The organism is Nocardia sichangensis (assembly GCF_047200615.1).
In the GTDB taxonomy this organism is placed as follows: Bacteria; Actinomycetota; Actinomycetes; order Mycobacteriales; family Mycobacteriaceae; genus Nocardia; species Nocardia sichangensis.
In genome coordinates this window covers 349,019-372,010 of sequence record NZ_JBJZOK010000002.1, presented here as the reverse complement: position 1 = coordinate 372,010, position 22,992 = coordinate 349,019, and the positions used below count along the sequence as shown (strand labels likewise).

Genomic DNA, 22,992 nt, shown 5'->3' with positions numbered 1-22,992 from the left:
TCAGGGCAGGGTCACGCCCACGATCGGATCGCCGCTCGGTGCGTCCGAACCGCCGTCCGGTTCGACGCTCACCGCCAGCACTTCGCCGGACCGGAAACCGGTGACGAACGGCCGCTCGGTCGACGGCACGTCGCTCAGCAATCCCGCCGAGCGTGGTTGCCCGTCGGAACCGACCAGCCACACCTGATACACCCGGCCCAGCGGCGGCGGAGCGACCCGATCGAAGACGACGACCGCGCGTCCGAGTTCGGGTGAGGCGTCGACGACGAGCAGCCCACCCCCGGCGAACGATCCGTTCACCGTCCGCATGTGCACCTGATCGGCGGCGGCCGGGTCCGAGTGGGAGCCGAGGAGCTGCGCGGTCACCACGCTGCCACCGATCACCAGGCACAAGACGGCCGCGATCGGGGCCACCCAGCGCAGCGAGCGCCGCCACGACGCGATCCGCGTGCTCGACCGCTCGGCGCGCTCGTCGGGCAGCGCGGCCAGGATGCGGCGTTCCAGCTCCGGCGGCGGCGCGAGCTCACCGAGCACGGCCAGCCGCCCCATGACGTCACGCACCTGCCACACGGTGTCGGAGAACGCTTGGCGCACCTCCGGGTCCGCGGCCGCCAGACGGGCATCGATGTGCCTGCGTTCGATATCGGCGACCGCGTCCAGCGCGCAGGGGTAGGCGAGGTCGATGAGGTCCGCCTCCGAGCGCGGCGAGGTGTCAACCATCGCTGCCTTCCCCGGACAAACATTGCTCCAATCGTTTCAGCCCGTCGCGGATGCGGGTCTTGATCGTTGGCAGCGGCACCGAGAGACGATCGGCGACCTCCCGGTAGGTCCACCCGCCGTAGTAGGCCAGCACGATCGCTTCGCGCTGCGTGGGGGTCAACCTCTCCAGGCAGCCTGCCACCTGTTGCTCCTCGATGCGCTGGGTGACCGATTCAGCGACGACATCGTGGGCGCGCCCGAGCTGCTCGTGCGCGTAGACGAGGTCCCGGCTGGTGGCCGAACTCTCCGCGCGAACCCGGTCCACCGCCCTGCGATGGGCGAGCATCATGAGCCAGCCGACCGGACTGGCCAGCGTGGCATCGTAGCGATGGGCCATCGACCAGACCTGGAGGTAGACCTCCTGGGTCACCTCCTCCGCGGCGGCATGACTGCGCAGCACTCGCACCGCGAGCCCGAACACCCGCGGACTGGTCAGCTGATAGAACTCGGTGAACGCGCCGCGATCGCCCGCGCCTGCGGCGGCGAGTAGCGCCGCGAGCTCACGGCTCGCGCTGGTCGCCCCTGCTCGGTCGTAGCCGGTGGGCAGCGGGCACGCGAGCGCCGGGGCATCGGTTTCCTCGCGCGCACGTGCCGGACCGCCGGAGCGATGGGGTGAAGCAGAACCGTGTTCGTTGCTCATGGCCGAATCCCGTGCCTGCATGCACAGGGGTTCGGTATGCGCGGGAAACCGGATTGGTCACGGTCACCGAATGATCACGGCCACGAGCATGTATGCGGTGCCCGCGTCCATCACCACATGCGGCACCGCCGCCCACGGTTTCGCGGGACCGGTGAGGGCGGCGACGCAGCCGCTGGAACGCACCAGCAGCCCCAGCGGCCCCGGCACGTGCGCCCGGGTCCGGCCGGTACAGGCGGTGAAGGTCACCAGAAGCGCGTCGAGCAGGAACAGGACGGCGAGAACGAGCGCCGGTCCGGTGGACGGACCGCCCGCATGGCCGGAACCCGTATGGCCGGACATCGCGTAGAGCATCGCCGCGGCGGCGACGATGTGGTAGCCGAGCGGTACCAGCCGGTCGATCGGCAATGGCCGCCCCTGGGTGGCGTGCTCCACGGCACGGATCGTCAGCAACCCGGCGAACACCACGGCCATCGCCGTCAGTACGCCGCGCACCGCATGCGGGCTCGCGCCCCAGGGAAACACCAGCATGCCGAGCATCACCAGGCACATCACCAGGTGGGCCGCATCGGATTCGGAGTGCCCGGCCGAGGTGTCCGACGGTGGCCGCGTCTGCGCGACGGACCCGGTCGACGACGTCGCGGCCGCCGCCACCCGCGACAGCACGATCCCCGCGGCGATCACGAACGCCGCCACCATCATCCACCGCAATACGGCATACTCCTGCACGAACTGCGCCACACCCCACCACCTCTCAGCACGGCGACCACGGTCGTCGCCCTTCCATGCTCGCATCCCGGAGCGTTCGAGGTGTCATTTTCAAATCGCGCACACCATGTAGGACGAAGAGGGAAGCCCTACCTCAGCAGTTCGATCGCCTGCCCTCATGGCCGAGTTCCGGGGTGCGCGCCGCATCGCGGATTCGGTTGAACGACAGTGGTTTCGATCTACCCTGAAGACAGCGCTGACAGCGTGCTACTTCGATGCTGTTGAAGGCTGCTGTCGGACAGTTCTGAGCACGGCCTGCCGTCCCGGCGACGACTTCGCAGCGTGCTCCGCCGTGTCGCGGAAGTCGGCTCCGCGCGGCGCTCTTCGATTCGAGGCCGCCCGGGGAACGCTCGGGTGCGGCCTCGGCGAGATGCCGAGTCAGTGGCGGGATGCGGATGGAACCGAGCGACCCGCCATGATGGAGTCATGTCCCACCAGGCCGGCAAACACGTCACCGAGATCGAGCGCGACGGTCTGCGCATCGTCGTCGACGACCTCACCGGCCCGGAGGTCGCGGCACTGCTCACCGAGCACCTTGCCGAGATGGCCGCGCACTCGCCCGCGGAGAGTATGCACGCGCTGGACCTGGCGGCGCTGCGTCATCCGGACGTCACGTTCTGGACCGCATGGGACGGTGCGGCCCTCGCCGGATGCGCCGCGGTGAAGCGCCTCGACGACGACCACGCCGAGATCAAATCCATGCGCACCGCCGCGACGCACCAACGCCGCGGTATCGCGACCACCCTGCTGCGTCATCTGCTCGCCGAGGCCACCGCGCGCGGCTACCGCCGCCTCAGCCTCGAGACGGGTGCGCATGATTTCTTCCGGCCCGCACGACGGCTCTACGCCGCCCACGGCTTCGCCCACTGCCCGCCGTTCGGTGACTACCGCCCTGATCCACACAGCGTCTTCATGAGCCGTGACCTCTGACGTCAAGCATCGTTCAACGCGCGGGTGAATCCCTCGACGAGCTCGGCGACCTGGTCGTCGGTCATGACGAAGGCCGGGGAGACCTGCATGGCCCCTTGGCCCGCGGCGCGACCGGAGATGCCATGCGCACGCAACGTCTTGACCAGTCGCGGCCCTTCGGCGGGATCGGCGAGCTGGATGGCCGCGACGGCGCCGAATCCGCTGCGCACCTCGGCGACCCTGGGGTGTTCGGCGAGCACCGACAGCTGATCGTGCAGGCTGGATTCCAGGTGCAAAGCGGCCGCGAGCAGGTCTTCCCGCTCGACGATGTCGAGATTCGCCAACGCGGCGGCCGCCGCGCCCGCGTGGCCGCCGTAGGTGTAGCCGTGCCGCCACCAGACGCCGCCCGCGAAGAACGGCTCCGCCACGCGCGGGGCGGCGAATACCGCGCCCATCGGGAGATAGCCGGAGGTCAGTCCCTTCGCGGTGGTCATCAGATCGGGTTCGAGGGCGAGCCGGGACGAGGCGAACCACGCTCCGCCGATGCGGCCGAAACCGGTGACCACCTCGTCGGCGACGAACAGGATGTCGTGGTCCCGGCAGATCCGGCGCACCTCGGCGAGGTAACCCGCCGGTGGCGGATACACACCGCCCGCGCCGATGACGGGTTCGCAGAAGAACGCGGCGATCCGCTCGGCGCCGACTTCCTCGATGAGGGCGAGCAGTGCCTTCGCGTCGTCCCATTCCACGGTGCGCGCCGCGGGCATCAGCTCGCCATAGCCTTCGCGGTTTCCCGGGAGGCCACCGAGCGCGGTGCCACCCACGTGCATGCCGTGATAGGCCATCCGCCGCCCGACCATGATCGTCTTGCCCGGCTGCCCTAGTTCGTGCCAGTAGCGGCGGGCGAGCTTGGTCGCGGTGTCGACGGAGTCGGAGCCGCCCGAGGTGAAGAAGATCTTGCTGCCGGGAACCGGCGCGAGCCCGGCGAGCCGCTCGGCGAGTTCCTGGGTGGCGGGCTCGGTGATGTCGCCGAAATTGGAGTAGTGCGCGATCGTGCGCAGCTGCGCGGCCACCGCGTCGGCGATCTCGCCGCGCCCGTGGCCCACGTTGGCGAACCACAGGCCCGCGGTGGCGTCCAGGTAGCGGTTGCCCGCCCGGTCGAAGACGTAGGCGCCCTCCCCGCGGGCGACCACAAACGCTCCGTCCCGCTCGACGGCGCCCATGTCGGCGAAGCCATGCCATAGCGCGTTCATGTCTTCCACCTTTACCGGTTCCCCGGCCGCGGTCCATACCTTCGAATACCGCGACCGCTCCGCGAACCGGACGCATACACCGCGCGCACCGGCGCTGAACAGCGCATATTCGGGCGTGACACCGCGCCGGTCGCGCACCTCCGGCTTACTCTCGGCTACCGGACGCACCGCCTGGTGGAAAAATCCGCTGGCGGATTTCGCTAGGCTGGTCGATGCAATGACCAGGACAGCCGCCACCGATCTCCGCGACCTTCGCACCCGCCTGGCGAATCTTTCCCTTCGCGACGAACACCGGTTGCGGCGCAGGCTCGACAAAGCGCGCGGCGGCGACCTGGGCGAGGTGGAGACCGAGATCACAGCGGCCGAACTGCGCGTCGCAGCGCGGCGCGCCGCGGTGCCGGAGATCCGCTACCCGGAGCAGCTACCGGTCACCGCCCGCCGCGAGGACATCGCCGCTGCCATCGCCGAGCACCAAGTGGTCATCGTCGCGGGCGAGACCGGCTCCGGCAAGACCACCCAGATCCCGAAGATCTGCCTCGAACTCGGCCGCGGCATCCGCGGCACCATCGGGCACACCCAGCCCCGCAGGCTCGCCGCGCGCACCGTGGCCGAGCGCATCGCCGAGGAGCTGGGTACCGAACTCGGCGACGTGGTCGGCTACACGGTGCGGTTCACCGACCACGCCTCCGAACACACGCTGGTCAAGTTGATGACCGACGGCATCCTGCTCGCGGAGATCCAGCGCGACCGGCTGCTGCGCCGCTACGACACGATCATCATCGATGAGGCGCACGAACGCAGTCTCAACATCGACTTCCTGCTCGGCTACCTCAAACAGCTGCTGCCCCGCAGGCCCGACCTCAAGGTGATCATCACCTCGGCGACCATCGATCCCGAGCTGTTCGCCCGGCATTTCGCGGACGAACATGGCACGCCGGCACCGATCGTCGAGGTCTCCGGGCGCTCGTACCCGGTGGAGATCCGCTACCGGCCGCTCGCGCTGGAGCTGCCGAGCGCCGCCGAGGACGAAGACGACGAAGATACCCGCATCGTCGACCGAGACCCGGTGGACGCCATCGGTGACGCGGTGACCGAACTGTTCGCCGCGGGCGACGGCGACGTGCTGGTATTCCTGTCCGGCGAACGCGAGATCCGCGACACCGCGGACGCGCTGCGCGATCTGAAGCTGCCGCGCACCGAGATCCTTCCGCTGTACGCCCGGCTGTCCACCGCCGAGCAGCACCGCGTGTTCGCCCCGCACACCGGGCGCCGGGTGGTGCTCGCGACGAACGTCGCGGAGACCTCGCTCACGGTGCCAGGGATCCGGTACGTCGTCGACCCGGGCACCGCGCGGATCTCGCGCTATTCCATGCGGACCAAAGTGCAACGGCTGCCGATCGAACCGGTGTCCCAGGCATCGGCGCGGCAGCGATCCGGGCGTTGCGGTCGCGTCGCCGACGGCATCTGCATCCGCCTGTATTCGGAGGACGACTTCGAATCCCGGCCCACCTTCACCGATCCGGAGATTCTGCGCACCAACCTCGCCGCGGTGATCCTGCAGATGACCGCGCTCGGACTCGGTGACATCGAGAACTTTCCGTTCGTGGAGGCGCCGGACCGCCGCGCCATCCGCGACGGCGTCGCCCTGCTCGAGGAGCTCGGCGCACTCGCGCGGCGGGACGGCGGGGCCAGGGCGAGTGGCGACGACGCCGCACTGTCGCTGACGCCGATCGGCCGCGAGATGGCCCAGCTCCCCGTCGATCCCCGGATGGCGCGGATGCTGGTGGAGGCGCAGCGCACCGGGTGCCTGGCCGACGTGCTGGTCATCGTCGCGGCGCTGTCGATCCAGGACGTCCGCGAGCGGCCCGCCGATCAGCAGCAGGCCGCCGACACCAAGCACGCGCGGTTCACCGTCGACGGCTCCGATTTCCTGGCTTACCTGCGCCTGTGGGAATACCTCGGCGGACAGCGCAAGTCGTTGTCGTCCAATCAGTTCCGCCGTCTGTGCCGGGAGGAGTTCCTGCACTACCTGCGGATCCGGGAGTGGCAGGATCTCCACGGGCAGCTGCGCACGATCACCAGGGGCCTCGGCTGGTCGACGCGCGCGGAGAACGCGGAGGACGGCGCGAAACCGGACCGAGCCGAAGCGGCGGCACCGGATCGCAAGTCCGGCAACAGGTCACGCAGGGGTCGCGGTGGCGACGGACGCGCAGGCTCCGAGCCTGGCAGGTCCGCCACCGCGGCCGTCGTGGACGACGGACTCCCCTGGGATGCCACCGCCATCCATCAGGCGCTGCTGGCGGGCATGCTGTCGCACATCGGCGTCCGAGAGGCGGAAACCCGGGAGTTCCTCGGCGCCCGCAACGCCAAGTTCATGATCTTCCCCGGTTCGTCGCTGGCCAAGAAGCCGCCCCGCTGGGTGATGGCAGCCGAACTGGTCGAGACCTCACGGCTGTGGGGGCGGATGGCCGCGAAGATCGAGCCCGAATGGGCCGAGCGGCTGGCGGGCGACCTCGTCAAGCGCACCTACTCCGAACCACACTGGTCGGCCAAGCGAGGCGCGGCGCGCGCCTACGAACGGGTGACGCTGTACGGCATCCCCCTGGTCACCGGCAGGCCCGTGGATTACGGCCGCATCGACCCGGAGCTGTCACGCGAGTTGTTCATCCGCCATGCCCTGGTGCAGGGCGAGTGGCAGACCCGGCACGAGTTCTTCCACCGCAATCGCGCGCTGCTGGACGATGTCGCCGACCTGGAGCACCGCGCCCGCCGCCGCGACATCCTGGTCGACGACGAGGTGCTGTTCGAGTTCTACGACAAGCGCCTGCCCGCCGACGTCGTCTCGGTGCGGCACTTCGACAGCTGGTGGCGCGCCGCACGCCGGGAGGACCCGGCGCAGCTGGACTTCTCCACCTCCACCGTGGTCAACGAGGGCGCGGCCGCGCTGGACCCGGCGGCGTTCCCCGACTCCTGGCGGCAGGGCGAACTCAGTTTGCCGCTCTCCTACCAGTTCGAACCGGGCAACGAGGACGACGGCGTCACCGTGCGGATCCCGGTGGAACAGCTCGCCCACGTTCGCGCCGTCGGTTTCGACTGGCTGGTGCCGGGCATGCGCGAAGAACTGGCCGCCGCTCTGATCAAGACGTTGCCGAAGGCCTTGCGGCGCAGCGTTGTTCCCGCCCCCGATTTCGCGGCCGCCGCCTTGGCGGCGCTCACCCCGCGTGCGGAGCCGCTGCGCGCGGGGCTGGCACGCGAGCTGTCCCGGCTGGGTTCGGTGCCGATCGCCCCCACCGACTTCGACACCGCCGCGCTGCCCGACCACCTGCGCATGACCTTCGCGGCCGTCGGCGGCGACGGGGCTACGCTCGCGCGCGGCAAGAGCCTCGCCGCGCTGAAAACGCAGCTGGCCGAACAGGTCTCCGCCTCGGTCGCCCGGGCCACCGCGGGCGCGGAACGCCCTCCGGCCACGGTGTGGACCTCCGAATCGCTCGGCACCATCGCGCCGACGGTGCGGCGCGAGGTGGCCGGCCAGACCGTCACCGGATATCCCGCGCTCGTCGCCGAAGGGGACGGCGTGGCGCTCCGGGTTCTCAGCTCCCCCGCGGAGCAGGCCGCCGCCATGCGCCTCGGCACCAGAAAGTTGCTGCTGCACGCACTGCCGACGTCGGTCCGCTCCGCCACCGCGGGCCTGTCGCCCGCGGACCGCCTCGCCCTGAGTCAGAATCCGTACGGCTCGCTGGAGGCGCTGCTCGAGGACTGCCGCGCGGCCGCCGCCGACGAACTGCTCGCGGCCGCGGGCGGGCCGGTGCACGACCCGGCGAAGTTCGACGCGCTCGTCGCCCGGATTCGGCCGGATTTCACCGCTACCATCGCTCGTTTCGTGCGCCTGGTCGTGCCGATCCTCGCCGGCGCACACCAGGTCTCCGCGGCGCTGGAGCGAACGAGCGAGCGCGACATCGCCGATGACGTCCGTCATCAGCTCGACAACCTGGTGTTCCGCGGCTTCGTCTCCGAGACGGGCGCGACGAGACTGCGTGAGCTGCCGCGTTATCTCCAAGCCGCGGTGGCGCGACTGGAGGCGCTGCCCGGCTCCGCCGTTCGCGATCGGCAGGGCATGACCGAACTCGATCGGGCGCTTGCCGCCTACGACCGCCTGGTCGCGTCGCTACCGGAGAACCGCAAGCATGCACCCGCGGTCACCGAAATCTGGTGGATGATCGAGGAATTCCGGGTCAGCCTGTTCGCGCAGAAGCTCGGCACCCCGTTTCCGGTGTCGGCCAAGCGAATCGAGAAGGCGATCGCCGCTGTGCGGCGCTGAGTCAGTCGGCGGCCGACAACGCTTCCGCACGCGCCCGGCGCATCTCCCTGATCTCGCGTTCGAAGTCGTCGGCCGAGGTGAACGAGCGGTAGACCGAGGCGAAGCGCAGGTAGGCCACCTCGTCCAGATCCCGCAGCGGGCCGAGGATGGCCAAGCCCACCTCGTGACTCGGCACCTCGGGAGAACCCTTCGCCCGCACCGCGTCTTCCACCTGCTGGGCGAGCAGGTTCAGCGCGTCGTCGTCGACCTCACGGCCTTGGCAGGCCCGGCGCACACCCCGGATGACCTTCTCACGGCTGAACGGCTCGGTGACGCCGCTACGCTTGACCACCGACAGAATGGCCGTCTCCACCGTGGTGAACCGGCGCCCACATTGCGGGCAGGCGCGACGGCGACGGATGGCCGCGCCTTCGTCGGCCTCGCGCGAATCCACCACCCGAGAGTCGGGGTGTCGGCAGTACGGGCAATGCATCCGAGAAATCCTTCGTCGATGCGCGTGCTCGCGTCCGGACCGGGCACCGATCGCGGCGATCGGTCCGGCGAGCCCGTGTACAGAGGTCTATACCCCGGCACCAGGTATTCCTCGTGCGACACGCGGAATACCTGCATAACACTTCGAGGATACCCGTCCGAGTTTCCGATTTGTCGCACTCACCCCGGCTGTCGGACGCTGCTCGGTCATCCGGAGATCTGCCAGTGCGCGGTCAGGTCCGCGAGCAGCTCCGGTAAGCGGGCGGCCAGGCGACCGCGCGCCAGCTTGTTCCAGAACGCCTCGCCGTGGACGGCGCCGGCCGACACGGGATCGGTCTCCATATCGATGTGGCGGGGCACCAGGTCACCGGTGATGTAGTTCCATCGGGTGTCGCGGTCGGCCCAGTTGAAGCCGGGCAACGGGACGCGCAGCGCGAGGCCGCGGCCTCCGACTTCGGCGCTCACTACCGTCGGGGCGAACACGCCTGGCGCGCGAACGCCCGGGACAGCGGGTTTACCCGCGATGGTGCTGACATAGGTGAGCACGCGGCCGATCGGCGCGCGACCCGCCGATGTCTCGTCCCACTGGTCGGCCACGACGTGGTTCTGCTCCCGATCGGTCATCCGGACCAGCGCGTCGATGTAGCCGTCCCGGGCGCCCGAGGCGATCGACCGCCAAGCGGCGTGGATGTCGTCGTCGAGCACACCGGCCGCGTGCATCTCATCGATTCCGCGCATGCCGAGCGCGACGTAGGCCTCGTGCATCGGCACCAGATCCGTGAAAATGTGCTTCTGCATGATCATCAGGCGGGTCTGGTACCAGGCGACGTCCGCCGCGGTCAGCCGAGAACCCTCGGTAGCGAGCAGCCGGATGTCCTCCGGCAGCGCAGCCGCCAGTTCCGGTGGAGTGGCGCGCAGGAGATCGGCGACCGTGTCGCCGATCCGATGGATGCCGGGCAGGTCCAGGACGAAACCCGCGTCGCTCATGTCGAAGAATCCGGAGGCGAACGATCCGCCCGCGATTCCGGCGAGTCCCGCCCAGTAGAACTCCGGGTGCTGGGTGGCCAGCCGCAGGTAGTTGACGTACACCTGATTGAACGTGCGTTCGTTCGCGCGCGGGCCCCGACCGGGATCCCAGGCCGCCAGGTCGATGTCGGCGTTGCGGGTGGCGACCACCAGCCAGTACTGGTGCAGCAGCGTCGCGTATCTGCGCGGCGGCACTCCGTCGGCCCGTGCCTGCCGCAACGCCTCCGCTAGGTCGAATTCGCTCAGCGGGAGAAGCGGATCGAGTCCACCCGGCCCCGCACCGTCGCCATTGACGGACGGGAGATCGAGATACGCCGCGTAGGCGGGCTCCGCCCTGGCGATGGCTGCCGCGCCGAGCCCGAAGACCAGACAAAGGGACAAGGCGGCAACGCGGGTGAAGACGCGAACCGAGCGCCCTGCGGTAAGGAGTGTCATGTGCTGAGAAGTCCCGACATCGTTCGGGCGGCGTCGCCCGGATCACGTTTTCAGCACGGTAGCAACACGTTCTAGTTTTCGATCAACAATTCCGGCCGCCCAGGGTGGCCGATTTCCCTTGTGCTCAGCGCGAATTGCCGCCCATCGGCACGCTCGGGCCATCCACCACGGCCGGCACCGACCGGCCGGACCCACCGCCCCACTCACCCGCGCGGACATGCGACAAAGCGATCAAGCCCACCACCGTCGAAGCGGTGAGCAGGGCGGCGACGGCGAGGGCGGCGAACCCGATCTGCGCCTGCTCGACCCGGCGCATGGGATGTTCGCCACGAGGACGACGCCGCGCGAAAGTGCTTACGCCCCGGTCATAAACGAGCATGCCCGCACCGGGACGCGCGCCGGGTGGACGCCGATCGACCGCGGATCGATGCGCGGGCGTCAGCGTGCGCGGGCGCGCGCCGCCGCACAGCAGCCGCCGAGCACTCTCGTACCCGAGATCATCCTGCGCCGGGGCCGGATCGGCGACGCGGCGCTCGGCTTCGGCCTCCGCCGCAGCGATTGAAGGGGTGACATGGCTGATCGCAGTGCTCATCGGACAAACCTCCGTAGTGGGTGCTCCGTTGCCGGTCGAGCCGTTCGAACACACGTTCCGCGCTCATTCGCTCACATGTTCGAAGAACTGGTGTTCGATTTCTACCACGCCGCGACGACAAAGTCAGCAAGAACACCCGACATGCGTCGAACAGATGTTTGATCCAGCGGCGCTACCGGACTAGATTCGAAGGACCGAAGACACGACAGGCCGAGAAGACACATGCCGGGCGCGGACCGGTCTGGCACAGCAGGAAAGGGCGGTTGCGGTGAGGCAGACGGACGACACGGGTGACGAGACCGAGAGCGGCGCCGACGCGGCGGGTAGCGGGGCGGATCTCACCGTGCGTCAGCGCAAAGTGCTCGAGGTGATCCGCACCTCGGTGAGCGAGCGCGGCTACCCGCCGAGCATCCGGGAGATCGGTGACGCCGTCGGCCTCACGTCCACCTCGTCGGTCGCCCATCAGCTGCGCGCCCTGGAACGCAAGGGCTACCTGCGCCGGGACCCGAATCGCCCGCGTGCCGTGGACGTCAGGGGCCTGGACGAAGTGGTCCGGTCGGTGACCAGCTTGCCGGTCGCCGCGGTCGACGACGGTGAGATCACCGTCGACGTCGACCGTCCCGTCCCCACCTTCGTTCCAGTGCTCGGCCGCATCGCCGCCGGTGGCCCGATCCTGGCCGAGCAGGCCGTGGAGGACGTCTTCCCGCTGCCGCGCGAGCTGGTCGGCGACGGTTCGCTGTTCCTGCTGAAGGTCGTCGGTCAATCCATGATCGACGCGGCGATCTGCGACGGCGACTGGGTGGTCGTGCGGCAGCAGAACGTCGCCGAGAACGGCGACATCGTCGCCGCGATGATCGACGGTGAGGCCACGGTGAAGACCTTCAAGCGCACCGGCAAGGACGTCTGGCTGATGCCGCACAACCCGGTCTTCGAGCCGATCCCCGGCAACGACGCCCAAATTCTGGGCAAGGTCGTCACGGTCATCCGCAAGATCTGACGGCCCGGCGCAACGATCCACCGTCGGCGGGCCGAATGCTCGTCGGCCGGTGGACGTCCGGTACTCACAGCTGATTGCCAGGATGCGCGCAGGAGATTCACCAGGACGCTTGCGAGACTCCTGCGGTGACAGCGATCCCCGCCGAGGCCGCCCTGCCCGATGCGAATCCGATTGCCACCCGTCCCGAGCCGGGGGGATTACCGCCCGCGCGGCTATGGGAGCGCGCAGGGCTGGCGGCATTGCTGCTCGGGACCGCGGCCGCGTACTTGTGGCACATCACGGTCAACGGCATGGGCAACGGCTTCTACGCCGCGGCGGCCTGGTCGGGTGCGCGGGACTGGAAAGCGGTGCTGTTCGGTTCTCTCGACCCGGGCAACTTCATCACGGTGGACAAGCCGCCGGTGTCGCAATGGGTGATGGGTGTTTCGGGGCAGCTGTTCGGATTCGGCAGCGCGAGCATGCTGGTGCCACAGGCGCTGATGGCTGTCGCCGCGGTGGCATTGATGTACGCGATGGTCGCCGGGGCGACGACCAGCCGGGCCGCCGGTCTGCTCGCCGGAGCCGCGCTGGCGGCAACGCCGGTGGTGGCGTTGATGTTCCGGTTCAACAATCCGGATGCCGTGATGGTGCTGCTGATGACCACGGGCGCGTACTGCACGCTTCGGTCGGCGCGGCAGGCGAGCGCGCGCTGGCTGATGCTGGCGGGCGTCGCGCTCGGGTTCGCGTTCCTGGCGAAGATGCTCGAAGGTCTCATGGTGTTGCCCGCCTTGGCGCTCACCTATCTGATCGTCGCGCCGACCTCGGTGCGGAACCGGTTGCTGCACTTGTCGGCCGCCGCGGCGGCACTGGTCGTCTCGTCCGGCTGGTATGTGCTGCTGACGGTGCTGTGGCCCGCCACGGCGCGGCCGTACCTGGCAGGCTCGACGGACAACACGTTCATGGATCTGGTGCTGGGCTACAACGGGTTCGCTCGCTTCCTGGGACAGAACCACCACGGCGGCAACAGATTCGCGCTGCCTCCGGGGTACGAGATGCCTACCTCCGCCGGGCACACCGGCGGCGGGTTCGGCGGTTTCAGCGGACCAGGCCCGGCTCGCCTGTTCACCGGTGAGATCGGTTTCGAGATCTCCTGGCTGCTTCCGGCCGCCCTGCTCGCCTTCGCACTGGTGCTCGTCTCCCGTCGGGGTATGCCACGAACGGACCCGGTTCGTGCGGCCGCGCTGGCGTTCGGGCTGTGGCTGGTCGTCGACGGCGTCGCGTTCACCGTGATGCGCGGCGGTATGCACGCCTACTACACGTTGGCGATCGGTCCGGCCGTGGCCGGGATGTTCGCCATCGGGGTGGCCGAGGTGTGGCGGCGCCGGTCGGAGGCGTTCGGTCGTGTCGGCGCCGCCGCACTGGTGCTGACGTCGGGACTGTGGGCTTTCGTCCTGCTGAATCGCAATCCCGGGTGGCTGCCGCCGCTGCGCTGGACGCTCGTGGCGATCTCGCTGGCGGTGGCGCTGGGACTGGTCGCCGCCGCCTTCCCGGCCGGGGCGCGACGGGTGCGAGCCAGAGCCGTATCGGTGCTCGTCGCCGTGGGCGTGCTCGCCGGGATCGGCGGATCGACGGCATACGCCGCGGCCACTCTGCCGCAGGCGCACACGGGCGGCAGTCCTACTGTGGGCCCGGCACGGCCCACGACGGCGGATCCGTCGAGCGACATGCGCCGCGAGGTGACCGCGTTCCTCGACGGTGAGGTCGAACCCCAACTCGCCACGCTGTTGCGCGACACCTCCACCCCCTGGTCGGCCGCAGTGGACCGGTCCTCGGTCGCCGCGTCGCTGGAACTCGCCACTCACACCTCGGTAGTCGCGATCGGCGGCTTCACTTCCGACGATCCGGTGCCCACCCTCGACGAGTTCCAGACCATGGTGCGCACCCATCAGGTGACGTACTACCTCGCGCAGGAGGTGCGGCTGCCCGATTCGTGGCGGGTGCGCGACCAGCCCGCAGGGGCCGGCCGGAGCGACGCCCCGGACAACGGATGGTGGCGGCCGGCCGGGCACAAAGACATCGCCGAGTGGGTGTCGGCGCACTACAGCGCGGTACACATCGGCAACGTCGCGGTCTACGACCTCACCGCCCCGGCCTGCGACAGTACACAACCCTCGCCGCCCGCGGCCTGCGCGAAATGACTGGGGACTCCCGCCGTCGCGGCCACCCACCGGTGGCTCTCGTCTGGGACGAGAGGTCAGCTGCCGACGCCGAGCGCGGTCAGGAACACCAGCACGACGGTCGTCACGGCGAAAACGCCGTGCGCCGCGACGACGGCAACGGGAAAGTGCTTTTCGGGCGGTTCGGCCGTTCCCGCGGCGGAGCGGCGTTCGACCGTTCCCGCGGCCGATCGCTCTCGATAGGTGGGAATCCAGCGCACCAACATCGTGAATCCGAGTAGGGCGACCGGAATCAGCAGCACGAAGGCGATCCAGGCCCACGCCGTGTTGTCGACGACGAGGTACACGATCCACACGATCAGTCCGGCCACGGCGAGCAGGAAGTGCCCGAACAATACCGGCGCGGGCAGCTGGGTCGAATTCGGCTGACGCGTGCCGCCCTTGGCGATCCAGGTGCCGAGCAGGAAGAAACCGCCGCCCGCGGTGAGCAGCCAGAAGATCAATGCGGCGATGCCCATGGTGTGCCTCCTGACGTTGGGAAGGGATTCAGCGCTTGAAGCCGCTCGCCTGGGTTGCCTCGTCGGCGACACGTACGCCGTACCGGTAGGCGAGCTTGCCCCCGAGATACCCCGACATCGCCAATGCCACCAGGGCCGCCACCGACAGCGCCAGCGGCCCTGCCGGAACCGCGCGTGTGGTGTCGGCGCCCCGCCGCCAGACGAAACCGACCGCGTAGGCGACGGTGACCAGCAGATTGAGGGTCATGTGCAGCAGGCCGGTGCGGAAGGCGGGCGTACCCGTCGGGATGGCGAGCAGGTCGAGGAACCCGATCGACGCGGCGGCCAAGGCGCCGAGCACGCCGATCGCGATCAGCCACGACGACCCCTTGACCAGGAACTCCGGATCGTCCACCACTCGGGACGCGAGGTCGAACACCAGACTGGCGACCCATGCGCCGATCGGGACGGTGACCAGGATCGGATGGAATGGGTGCCCGTACGGGCCGGCCAGCGCGGCGCTCACCGGCCGCTTCGCCTGCTGCGGATCCTCGGTCATGGCGCACCTCCATCGAGGTCGATCGCCTTCGCATGCGCCGACCGGCCACGGGGACGGGAATATCGCATCGGATACGGTAGGCCACAAAGTGGATGTACCACCGTACGGAAATTGCACACCTCGTTCGGAAAAGCCGCACCCATCGCCTCGACGCAGAATTGTCGGACGCTTGCACAACTGCGGTTTTCCGGCTTGTGGGACGGCTACTACATCATCGGAAGCATCGGCATCGGCATGCCCGGGAACATGTTGTTCCACATGTCGCGAATCATCCCCATCATCTGATCCAACACTGTAGTTCACCTCCCTTCGGGTGAGATCCGAAATGCGGATCAGCCCGTCGGGCACGATGGCGGGAGGACGCGCCGACACACCGGATGAATCATCCGGGAACGGTTCGGAGTTTCGCCGGACGACTATCGGTGAAATACACGTGTCGCTCCCCGAGGTCGGGCTCGACAGCTATATACAGGATACGCGCACCTAGGTGAGCCAAACACGCCTCGCGGATCTGCCGAATTCGCGAACCGTCGAGTTCGCCACGATTGACGGGGAATCGAAACTTTCTCATCGGCAACCGCCGCGACATATCGGCGCTGTAAGCAAGCAGCCCGCCTCGGTGTCGGGTGTGGACGACCGGCAACTCACGTGCTCGTCAGCTGATCGCGGAATTCCCTTGTGCGGCGAGTCGTCGGTTGGTGAGCTCCAATTGACGCACCGTGCCCACCTCCAGAGCACTCACCTGGGCGTCGTCCAAGCGCCCGCACAGCCGCCCCCAGTGCACCGCGACCCGCTCCCCTACCGCGACATCCGGCAGCGCCGCGTACCCGTCCACCCGGATCGGCACCGACCGCGCCGTCTCCGCCGACAACGCGAGACGTTCGCCGTCCCAGCTCAGCGCACGGCAGCCCAACACGACCTCGCCGCCGGCGCGGTCGAGCACCGTTCCCCAGCCGATCCGGCAGTTGTCGAGCACGTGCAGGGGCTGTTCGTTGCCGTGTCCGAGCAGCCGCGACCAGGGGTACACACCGAAGACGTGGAAGCAGTGGTTGGCGGCCGCCTCCTCGGCCAGCCGTGGCGTCAGGTACGTCCAGTACCCGCCCGCGACCGGGCCGAGCAGATCCAGCAGTTCGGCGGTGAACTCGCGGGCATCCAGTTCCGCGCCGACGCCGCCGCCCAGCCAGTACGCCTCGACGAGCCTGCGGTCCAGCGGGTCCGCTATACCGGTCATGCGCGCCATCACGCGCAGGTACGGCCACGCTCCGGTGAACCGGCGCGCCACCGCCCGCACCTGCTCGTCCGAGCCGTCGCGCAGGGCGGCCGCGTCGGGCGGCCCGCAGTAGCCCAGCCGATTGGGCGCGTAGGCGTACCGGGCGAACATCTCCGCTCCGCTGCCCGCCATCAGCACGGCCCTCCGCCCGCCCGGCCCGGGGACCACCGCTGCTCGATCCGGCCGAATCGCCACACTCCGACGGCGACCGCCCAGGTGAGCAGGAACAGTCCGGCGATCACGAAGCCCATGGCGCCCAGATCCAGCCCGCCGACCCACGCCAGCGGTCCGTCGGCGATGCCGAATTCGTCGGCCAGCAAGGAGATCATCTCCTGCGCGCCGATCAGCAGCGCCACGGCCACCGACAGACCGGTGACGACGATGTTGTAGTAGACGGTGCGCAGCGGTCCGGCGAACGCCCATCCGTATGCGTAGTTCATGAACGCGCCGTCCAGCGCGTCGAACAGCGTCATGCCCGCCGAGAAGAGCACGGGCAGCACGAGGATCGCGTACCACGGCAGGTCGGTCGCCGCCGCGCCGCCCGCGATCACCAGCAAGCTCACCTCGGTGACGGTGTCGAAGCCGAGGCCGAACAGCAGCCCGACGAGGTACATCTGCCACGGCGCGCGCACCGCCCGGGTCAGCGGCCCGGTCACCCGCTGCAACGCGCCGCGGTCGTGCAGCCGCTGCCGCAAGGCGGCCTCGTCGTAGCTCCCACGGCGCATCGAACGGAACACCCGCCAGATGCCGATCAGCGAGACCAGGTTCAACGCCCCGATGGCGAGCAGGAAAGTGCCGGAGATGCCGGTGCCGAAGAGGCCGGTCCAGCGTTGCAACCCGGAGTTCTCGTCGCGCAGGTTGCCCGCCAGCGCCTTGACGCCGAATGCCAGCAGCGCGACGAGGACGAACACGATGGTGGAGTGCCCGAGGGAGAACCAGAATCCGACCGACAGCGGCTTGCGCCCGTCCGCGACCAGTTTGCGGGTGGTGTTGTCGATCGCGGCGATGTGATCGGCGTCGAACGCGTGCCGCATGCCGAGCGTGTAGGCGGTGACGCCGAGGCCGACGCCGAACACCGCACCGTCCACCACGTATCCACCGGGGACAACGAGCAGCAGCAGCGCCGACCACCCGAGAACGTGCAGGACGACCACGACCGACGCCATCCCCGCGACGCCGCGCCGCTGCCGTCCGTCCAGCGGGGCACGCGACGCCGCAGGCGTCTCGGCGATCCGAACGATGATCCACACCTCGCCTTCTGGCTCAGGGCCGATACCGGTCCCCTGTCAGCAGATCCGCGGCAGCTGCTCGCCCGCGGGCAGATCCACCACCCGCGTACCCCCGAGTGCCGTGCGGGCGACCACCATGCCGGGATGCTCGGCGACGCATCGGCCGATCACGGCGGCCTGCGCGCCCAGTGGGTGCTCCCGCATCGCCGCCAGCACGCGTTCGGCGTCCTCGGGCGCGACGAACGCCAGCAGCTTGCCCTCGTTGGCCACGTACATCGGGTCCAGGCCGAGCAGCCCGCACGCGTCGCGCACGCCGTCCGGCACGGGAAGCTGCCGCTCGTCCAGGGCCACGCCGACTTTCGCGGCACGGGCGATCTCGTTGAGCGAGGCCGCGACGCCGCCGCGGGTGGGGTCGCGCAGCACGTGCACGTCGGCGCCGGTGGCCAGCATCGCCGCGACCAGACCGTGCAGCGGCGCGGTGTCGCTGAGCACGGTGGTACCGAACTCCAGACCCTCGCGGCAACTGAGCACCGCGACACCGTGCACCCCGATCTCGCCGCTGACCAGCACGACGTCGCCCGGGGTCGCGCGTTGCGGCCGGATGTCCACCTCGGCGGGCACCACGCCGATGCCCGCGGTGTTGATGTAGATCCCGTCACCGTGCCCGGCGTCGACCACCTTGGTGTCCCCGGTGACCAGCTGGACTTCGGCTGCCAGCGCGGCGGTCCCGACCGCCTGCGCGATGCGTGCGATGTCGGCCAGCGCGGTGCCCTCCTCCAGGATGAACGCGGTGGACAGCACCATCGGACGCGCACCGGACATGGCCAGATCGTTCACCGTGCCGTTGACCGCGAGCTCACCGATGGTGCCGCCCGGGAAGACGAGCGGCTTCACCACGAACGAATCGGTGGAGAAGGCCAGCCGCGCGCCGTCGAGCGTGACGACCGCGGAATCGGTCAGGTCCGCGTTCGCGGCGGAGCCGAACGCGGGCAGGAACAGATGCTCGATCAGCTCGCCGGACATCGCGCCGCCGCCGCCGTGGCCCATGACGATGTTCGGCGAATCCCGCAGCGGCATCGGGCAGACCCAGCCCTCATCGATCGTCACGGGCGCGGCGCCTTTTTCACGCATGGGCCACCTCCGCGGGCAGATCCAAGCGCCGGTACAGGTAGTAGGCGGCGCACGCGCCTTCGGAGGACACCATGGTGGCGCCCAGAGGATTCCGCGGCGTGCACTGCTTGCCGAAAGCGGCGCACTCGTTCGGCTTGATCAGCCCTTGCAGCACCTCGCCGGAGCGGCAGATGGTCGATTCTTCGGTGTGCAGGTCGCCCACGGCGAAGCGGTGCTCGGCGTCGAACTCGCGATAGCGCTCCGACAGCCGCCAGCCGCTGCGCGGGATGACGCCGATGCCGCGCCAGCCCCGGTCGGTGACCTCGAAGACGTCCTGCAGCATGGCTTTCGCCGCGGGATTGCCCGCAGCGGACACCGCGCGCGGGTAGGCGTTCTCCAGTTCGTGCCTGCCGGACTCCAGTTGCAGCACGGTGCGGCGGATACCCTCCAGGATGTCCAGCGGTTCGAATCCGGTGACCACCATCGGCACTCGGTACTGCTCGGCCAGCGGCGGGTACTCGTCGGTGCCCATCACGGTGCAGACGTGCCCGGCGGCGAGGAACCCCTGCACCCGACAGGTCGGCGACTCCATGATGGCGGCGATGGCGGGCGGGACCAGCACGTGCGACACCAGCAGCGAGAAGTTCCTGATCCCCAGCCGCTTCGCCTGGTAGACCGTCATGGCGTTGGCCGGAGCCGTGGTCTCGAATCCGATGCCGAAGAACACCACCTCGCGGTCGGGATTCTCCTTGGCCAGGTTCAGCGCGTCCAGCGGCGAGTACACCACACGGACGTCACCGCCCTCGCTCTTCACCCGGAACAGGTCCTTGGAACTGCCCGGCACGCGCAGCATGTCACCGAACGAACAGAAGATCACGCCCGGTCGCGCGGCGATCTCCAGCGCCTTGTCGATCACCTCCAACGGGGTGACGCAGACCGGGCAGCCGGGGCCGTGGATCATCTCGATCTGGTCGGGCAGCAGTTGGTCTATGCCGTGACGGATGATCGAATGTGTCTGTCCGCCACAAACTTCCATGATCGCCCAGCGGCGGCTGGTCGCGGCGCGGATCCCATCGAGCAGGTGCCGGGCCAGCTCGGGGTTGCTGAACTCGTCGAGATATTTCATGACTTCGCCTCCGGTTCCTCGCGGGACGGCTCGGCGGCGGGATTGTCCAGGCCCGCCTGCTTCGCGGCGATGGCGAAACCGTCGCCGAATTCCTCGTTCAGTACGCCGAGGTGCTCGAACTCGGCCAGGGTCCGCAGCGCGGACTCCTCGTCCAGACGCTGGATCGCGAAACCGACGTGGACCACGACGTAATCGCCGACCGCCGCGTCCGGGATGTATTGCAGGCACACGTCCTTGTGCACGCCGCCGAAGTCGACGACCGACATCAGCGTGCCGTCCCGCTCGTGCAGGCTGAGCACTTTGCCTGGTACCGCAAGACACATCGTTGCTCTCCTTCGCTCATCCCTCGCTGCACGCGAGGAGTTGCCCGAACGCGAGGCCGCCGTCGTTGGGCGGCAGTCTGTGGTGGGTGATCACGGTGAACCCGTTGTCGCGCAGCAGCGCACACGATCGCGCGAGCAGCAGGGCGTTCTGGAACACGCCGCCGGACAGGGCGACGACCGTCCCCGGGGCGGCGTAACGCGCCGCGAGGTCGAGCACCAACCGAGCGACGGCGGCGTGGAAGCGCGCGCCCACCACCCGCGGGGGCGCGCCCGCGCGAACGTCGGCGACCACGTCCGCGATCACCGGCGCGGCATCGATCCCGGCGGGATCGCCGTCCGCGAGCGGGAATCGGTAGGCGGCGTCGCCTTCCGCCCCCGCGCGCGAGAGTCCTTCCAATTCGATCGCCGCTTGGGCTTCGTAGTCGACGACGTGCCGCACGCCGCACAGCGAGGACACCGCGTCGAACAACCGGCCCATGCTGGACGTGGGCGCGCAGCCCAGTCCGGTCCGGAACTGGTGGGCCAGCACCGAACGCTCGGCGGGCGGACACGCCGCGACCGCGGGGATGTCCTCGGACCAGTCGATCCCGGCCGCGCGCAGATGAGCCAGCGCCATGCGGTAGGGCCTGCGCACGGCGAGATCGCCGCCCGCGAGCGGCACGTACTTCAGGTGCGCCAGACGCCGGTAGCCCTTGTAGCCCGCCAGCAGCACCTCACCGCCCCACACCGCCGCGTCCGGTCCGTACCCGGTGCCGTCGAAGGCGATGCCGACCACCTGCTCGGTCGCGCCGAGCCCGTGCTCGCCCATGACGGCGGCGATGTGCGCGTGATGGTGCTGGACGGTGTAGACGGCTCGCTCGCCCGCGTGCCTGCGCGCCCAGGCGGTGGAGCGGTAGCCGGGGTGCGCGTCGGCGACCAGCTGCGCGGGACGGACGCCGGTGAGTTCTCCGAGGTGGCGCTGCGCGGCGTCGAAGGAGCGCAGCGTCGCCAGGTCGTCCATGTCGCCGATGTGCTGGCTCAACCAGGCGTAGCGGCCGTCGGCCATCGCGCAGGTGTTCTTGAGGTCCGCGCCGACGGCCAGCGTCGGCGGCAGCGGCACCGGCAGCAACAGCGGCAGCGGCGCGTAGCCGCGCGAGCGCCGGACCGGCAGTTCGCGGCCGTCGAGCGAGCGCACCACCGAGTCGTCGCAGGGCACCAGGATGCGCCGGTTGTGCGACAGCCAGCCGTCGGCGAGCCCGGCCAGGCGGGTGCGTGCGTCGTCGTCCTGGTAGCAGATCGGCTCGCCGCCGAGATTGCCCGAGGTCATCACGAGCACCTGCGGGCCGGGCGGATCGCCGGGCAGACCGAACAGCAGCAGGTGCAGCGGGGTGTAGGCGAGCATCACGCCCAGGTCTGGATTGCCGGGCGCCACCGATGGCGAGACCGCCGGGCCGTCATTCGAAGGGGGCTCCTCGGGCGAGGATCTGCGAGCGAGCAACACGATGGGGCGAGCCGGGCTGGTCAGCAGCGTCTCGGCGGCGTCGTCGACGGCGACGATGGCTCGTGCCGTGGCCAGATCCGGGACCATGACGGCGAAAGGTTTGTCACCACGGCGTTTGCGACGCCGCAGTTCCGCGACGGCGGCCTCGTTCGTGGCGTCACAGGCGAGGTGGTATCCGCCGATGCCTTTGACCGCCAGGATTCCGCCCGCGCGCAGCAGTTGCCGCGCGGCCGCCAGCGGCGTACCGGCTCCCGGTCCCGTATAGGCGAGCGTGGGGCCGCAGTCGGGGCAGGCGATCGGCTGCGCGTGGAAGCGCCGATCGGCGGGATCGGCGTATTCCCGTGCGCACCGCTCGCACATGGCGAAGTCGGCCATCGATGTGCGCTCGCGGTCGTAGGGCAGGCTCGCGATGATGGTGAAACGCGGACCGCAGTTGGTGCAATTGACGAACGGATGGCGATAACGGCGATCGCGCGGATCGCGCAACTCGCGTTCGCAATCGGCGCAGATCGCGACATCGGGTGAGGCGAGCGTGCGACCGCCGCCCTCGCGCGTGGTGCCCGCGATGTGGAATCCGGTGCCGCCGCGCGCCGGGATGTCGGCCTGCTCGACCGACTCGATCACCGCCAGCGGCGGCGGTCGCAGGCGCAGCCGCCGGGCGAACTCGTCCAGATCTCTGGCCGCTCCCTCGATCTCGACGATCACGCCGTTGCTGTTGTTGCTCACGCTGCCGGACAGAGCCAGTTCGGCGGCGGTGGTGTAGACGAACGGCCGGAATCCGACGCCTTGGACCACACCGCGCACCAGCAGACGCCGCCGCAGCCGCACAGTGTTCATGACTGGTCCCCGCGTTGCAGCAGACGCAGCCCTTGCAGCGCCGCCTCGGCTCCCGCCGCGTCGGTCTTCTCCACCGCGAAGCCCATGTGGATGATCACCCAGTCACCCGGCCGGGCCGGATCGTCGTCGAGCAGCCCGATGTTCACCTTCCGCTGCTCGCCGGAGACGTCGACCAAGGCGATCTGATCGTGGTAGCCGTCAGGGATCGCCAGCACCTGTCCCGGGATGCCCAGACACATC

General features: G+C 69.5%; 21 protein-coding genes. 5 read left to right on the top strand and 16 right to left on the bottom strand.

What is annotated here, in order from left to right; genetic code table 11:
* The 3 genes from ACL03I_RS04295 to ACL03I_RS04285 form a co-directional block, all read right to left on the bottom strand.
* Complete coding sequence (locus ACL03I_RS04295; RefSeq protein WP_412805171.1) at positions 1-720, bottom strand: anti-sigma factor; 720 nt, start codon at positions 718-720, stop codon at positions 1-3.
* Positions 713-1,399 carry an ECF RNA polymerase sigma factor SigK gene (sigK, locus tag ACL03I_RS04290; protein ID WP_355070303.1) on the bottom strand — a complete coding sequence of 229 codons (687 nt, stop codon included), beginning with the start codon at positions 1,397-1,399 and terminating at the stop codon, positions 713-715. The genes ACL03I_RS04295 and sigK overlap by 8 nt, the downstream gene beginning before the upstream one ends.
* A 63-nt stretch (positions 1,400-1,462) precedes the next feature.
* Positions 1,463-2,137, bottom strand: a complete 675-nt coding sequence (locus ACL03I_RS04285) for a DUF5134 domain-containing protein (protein ID WP_412805170.1) — start codon at positions 2,135-2,137, stop codon at positions 1,463-1,465.
* 453 nt (positions 2,138-2,590) lie between these two features.
* On the opposite strand from ACL03I_RS04285, the gene ACL03I_RS04280 reads away from it, so the two are divergent.
* Positions 2,591-3,094: a GNAT family N-acetyltransferase gene (locus ACL03I_RS04280; RefSeq protein ID WP_356961540.1), complete on the top strand. Its 504-nt coding sequence runs from the start codon at positions 2,591-2,593 to the stop codon at positions 3,092-3,094.
* A 2-nt stretch (positions 3,095-3,096) separates the two neighbouring features.
* Here ACL03I_RS04280 and ACL03I_RS04275 read toward each other — a convergent pair whose 3' ends face one another.
* Positions 3,097-4,326 (bottom strand): aminotransferase family protein, encoded by a 1,230-nt coding sequence (locus tag ACL03I_RS04275; protein WP_412805169.1) that lies wholly within the window; start codon positions 4,324-4,326, stop codon positions 3,097-3,099.
* A gap of 217 nt (positions 4,327-4,543) precedes the next feature.
* Here ACL03I_RS04275 and hrpA point away from each other — a divergent pair, with 217 nt between their 5' ends.
* Positions 4,544-8,644 (top strand): ATP-dependent RNA helicase HrpA, encoded by a 4,101-nt coding sequence (gene hrpA, locus ACL03I_RS04270; protein ID WP_412805168.1) that lies wholly within the window; start codon positions 4,544-4,546, stop codon positions 8,642-8,644.
* A gap of 1 nt (position 8,645) precedes the next feature.
* On the opposite strand, the gene nrdR is transcribed toward hrpA, so the two are convergent.
* From nrdR to ACL03I_RS04255, 3 genes are all read right to left on the bottom strand, one after another.
* Positions 8,646-9,116, bottom strand: a complete 471-nt coding sequence (gene nrdR, locus ACL03I_RS04265) for a transcriptional regulator NrdR (RefSeq protein WP_355070293.1) — start codon at positions 9,114-9,116, stop codon at positions 8,646-8,648.
* A 206-nt stretch (positions 9,117-9,322) separates the two neighbouring features.
* Positions 9,323-10,576, bottom strand: a complete 1,254-nt coding sequence (locus ACL03I_RS04260) for a hypothetical protein (protein WP_412805167.1) — start codon at positions 10,574-10,576, stop codon at positions 9,323-9,325.
* A gap of 124 nt (positions 10,577-10,700) precedes the next feature.
* Complete coding sequence (locus ACL03I_RS04255) at positions 10,701-11,168, bottom strand: hypothetical protein (protein WP_412805166.1); 468 nt, start codon at positions 11,166-11,168, stop codon at positions 10,701-10,703.
* Between the two features lie 268 nt (positions 11,169-11,436).
* Here ACL03I_RS04255 and lexA point away from each other — a divergent pair, with 268 nt between their 5' ends.
* Positions 11,437-12,165, top strand: coding sequence for a transcriptional repressor LexA (gene lexA, locus ACL03I_RS04250; RefSeq protein WP_379251220.1), 729 nt, complete (start codon positions 11,437-11,439; stop codon positions 12,163-12,165).
* A gap of 125 nt (positions 12,166-12,290) precedes the next feature.
* Positions 12,291-14,342 carry a glycosyltransferase family 39 protein gene (locus ACL03I_RS04245; protein WP_412805165.1) on the top strand — a complete coding sequence of 684 codons (2,052 nt, stop codon included), beginning with the start codon at positions 12,291-12,293 and terminating at the stop codon, positions 14,340-14,342.
* A gap of 56 nt (positions 14,343-14,398) precedes the next feature.
* Here ACL03I_RS04245 and ACL03I_RS04240 read toward each other — a convergent pair whose 3' ends face one another.
* Together ACL03I_RS04240 and ACL03I_RS04235 are read right to left on the bottom strand one after the other, a co-directional pair.
* The gene (locus ACL03I_RS04240) at positions 14,399-14,839 is read right to left on the bottom strand and encodes a hypothetical protein (protein WP_355070288.1); all 441 of its coding nucleotides are present in this window, start codon (positions 14,837-14,839) and stop codon (positions 14,399-14,401) included.
* Positions 14,840-14,867: 28 nt separating this feature from the next.
* On the bottom strand, positions 14,868-15,377 hold the full coding sequence (locus ACL03I_RS04235; protein ID WP_355070286.1) for a DUF2231 domain-containing protein: 510 nt from the start codon (positions 15,375-15,377) through the stop codon (positions 14,868-14,870).
* Positions 15,378-15,488: 111 nt separating this feature from the next.
* Between ACL03I_RS04235 and ACL03I_RS04230 the strand changes: the two genes are divergently transcribed.
* Positions 15,489-15,662, top strand: coding sequence for a hypothetical protein (locus ACL03I_RS04230; RefSeq protein WP_355070284.1), 174 nt, complete (start codon positions 15,489-15,491; stop codon positions 15,660-15,662).
* A 370-nt stretch (positions 15,663-16,032) separates the two neighbouring features.
* Here ACL03I_RS04230 and ACL03I_RS04225 read toward each other — a convergent pair whose 3' ends face one another.
* The 7 genes from ACL03I_RS04225 to ACL03I_RS04195 all read right to left on the bottom strand — a co-directional run bounded on the left by ACL03I_RS04225 (position 16,033) and on the right by ACL03I_RS04195 (position 22,991).
* Positions 16,033-16,779, bottom strand: a complete 747-nt coding sequence (locus ACL03I_RS04225; RefSeq protein ID WP_355070282.1) for a DUF6390 family protein — start codon at positions 16,777-16,779, stop codon at positions 16,033-16,035.
* Positions 16,779-17,846: a Nickel transporter NicT gene (gene nicT / locus ACL03I_RS04220; RefSeq protein ID WP_355071020.1), complete on the bottom strand. Its 1,068-nt coding sequence runs from the start codon at positions 17,844-17,846 to the stop codon at positions 16,779-16,781. Before nicT ends, ACL03I_RS04225 begins: the two co-directional genes overlap by 1 nt.
* Before the next feature lie 87 nt (positions 17,847-17,933).
* Positions 17,934-19,007, bottom strand: coding sequence for a hydrogenase expression/formation protein HypE (hypE, locus tag ACL03I_RS04215; protein ID WP_355070280.1), 1,074 nt, complete (start codon positions 19,005-19,007; stop codon positions 17,934-17,936).
* Positions 19,000-20,112, bottom strand: a complete 1,113-nt coding sequence (gene hypD, locus ACL03I_RS04210) for a hydrogenase formation protein HypD (RefSeq protein WP_355070278.1) — start codon at positions 20,110-20,112, stop codon at positions 19,000-19,002. The genes hypE and hypD overlap by 8 nt, the downstream gene beginning before the upstream one ends.
* On the bottom strand, positions 20,109-20,435 hold the full coding sequence (locus tag ACL03I_RS04205; protein ID WP_355070277.1) for a HypC/HybG/HupF family hydrogenase formation chaperone: 327 nt from the start codon (positions 20,433-20,435) through the stop codon (positions 20,109-20,111). The genes hypD and ACL03I_RS04205 overlap by 4 nt, the downstream gene beginning before the upstream one ends.
* A 16-nt stretch (positions 20,436-20,451) precedes the next feature.
* A complete protein-coding gene (gene hypF / locus ACL03I_RS04200) occupies positions 20,452-22,752 on the bottom strand; it encodes a carbamoyltransferase HypF (RefSeq protein WP_412805164.1) in 2,301 nt (766 codons plus the stop codon).
* Positions 22,749-22,991, bottom strand: coding sequence for a HypC/HybG/HupF family hydrogenase formation chaperone (locus ACL03I_RS04195; RefSeq protein WP_355070275.1), 243 nt, complete (start codon positions 22,989-22,991; stop codon positions 22,749-22,751). The genes hypF and ACL03I_RS04195 overlap by 4 nt, the downstream gene beginning before the upstream one ends.
* Between the last annotated feature and the right edge of the window lies 1 nt (position 22,992).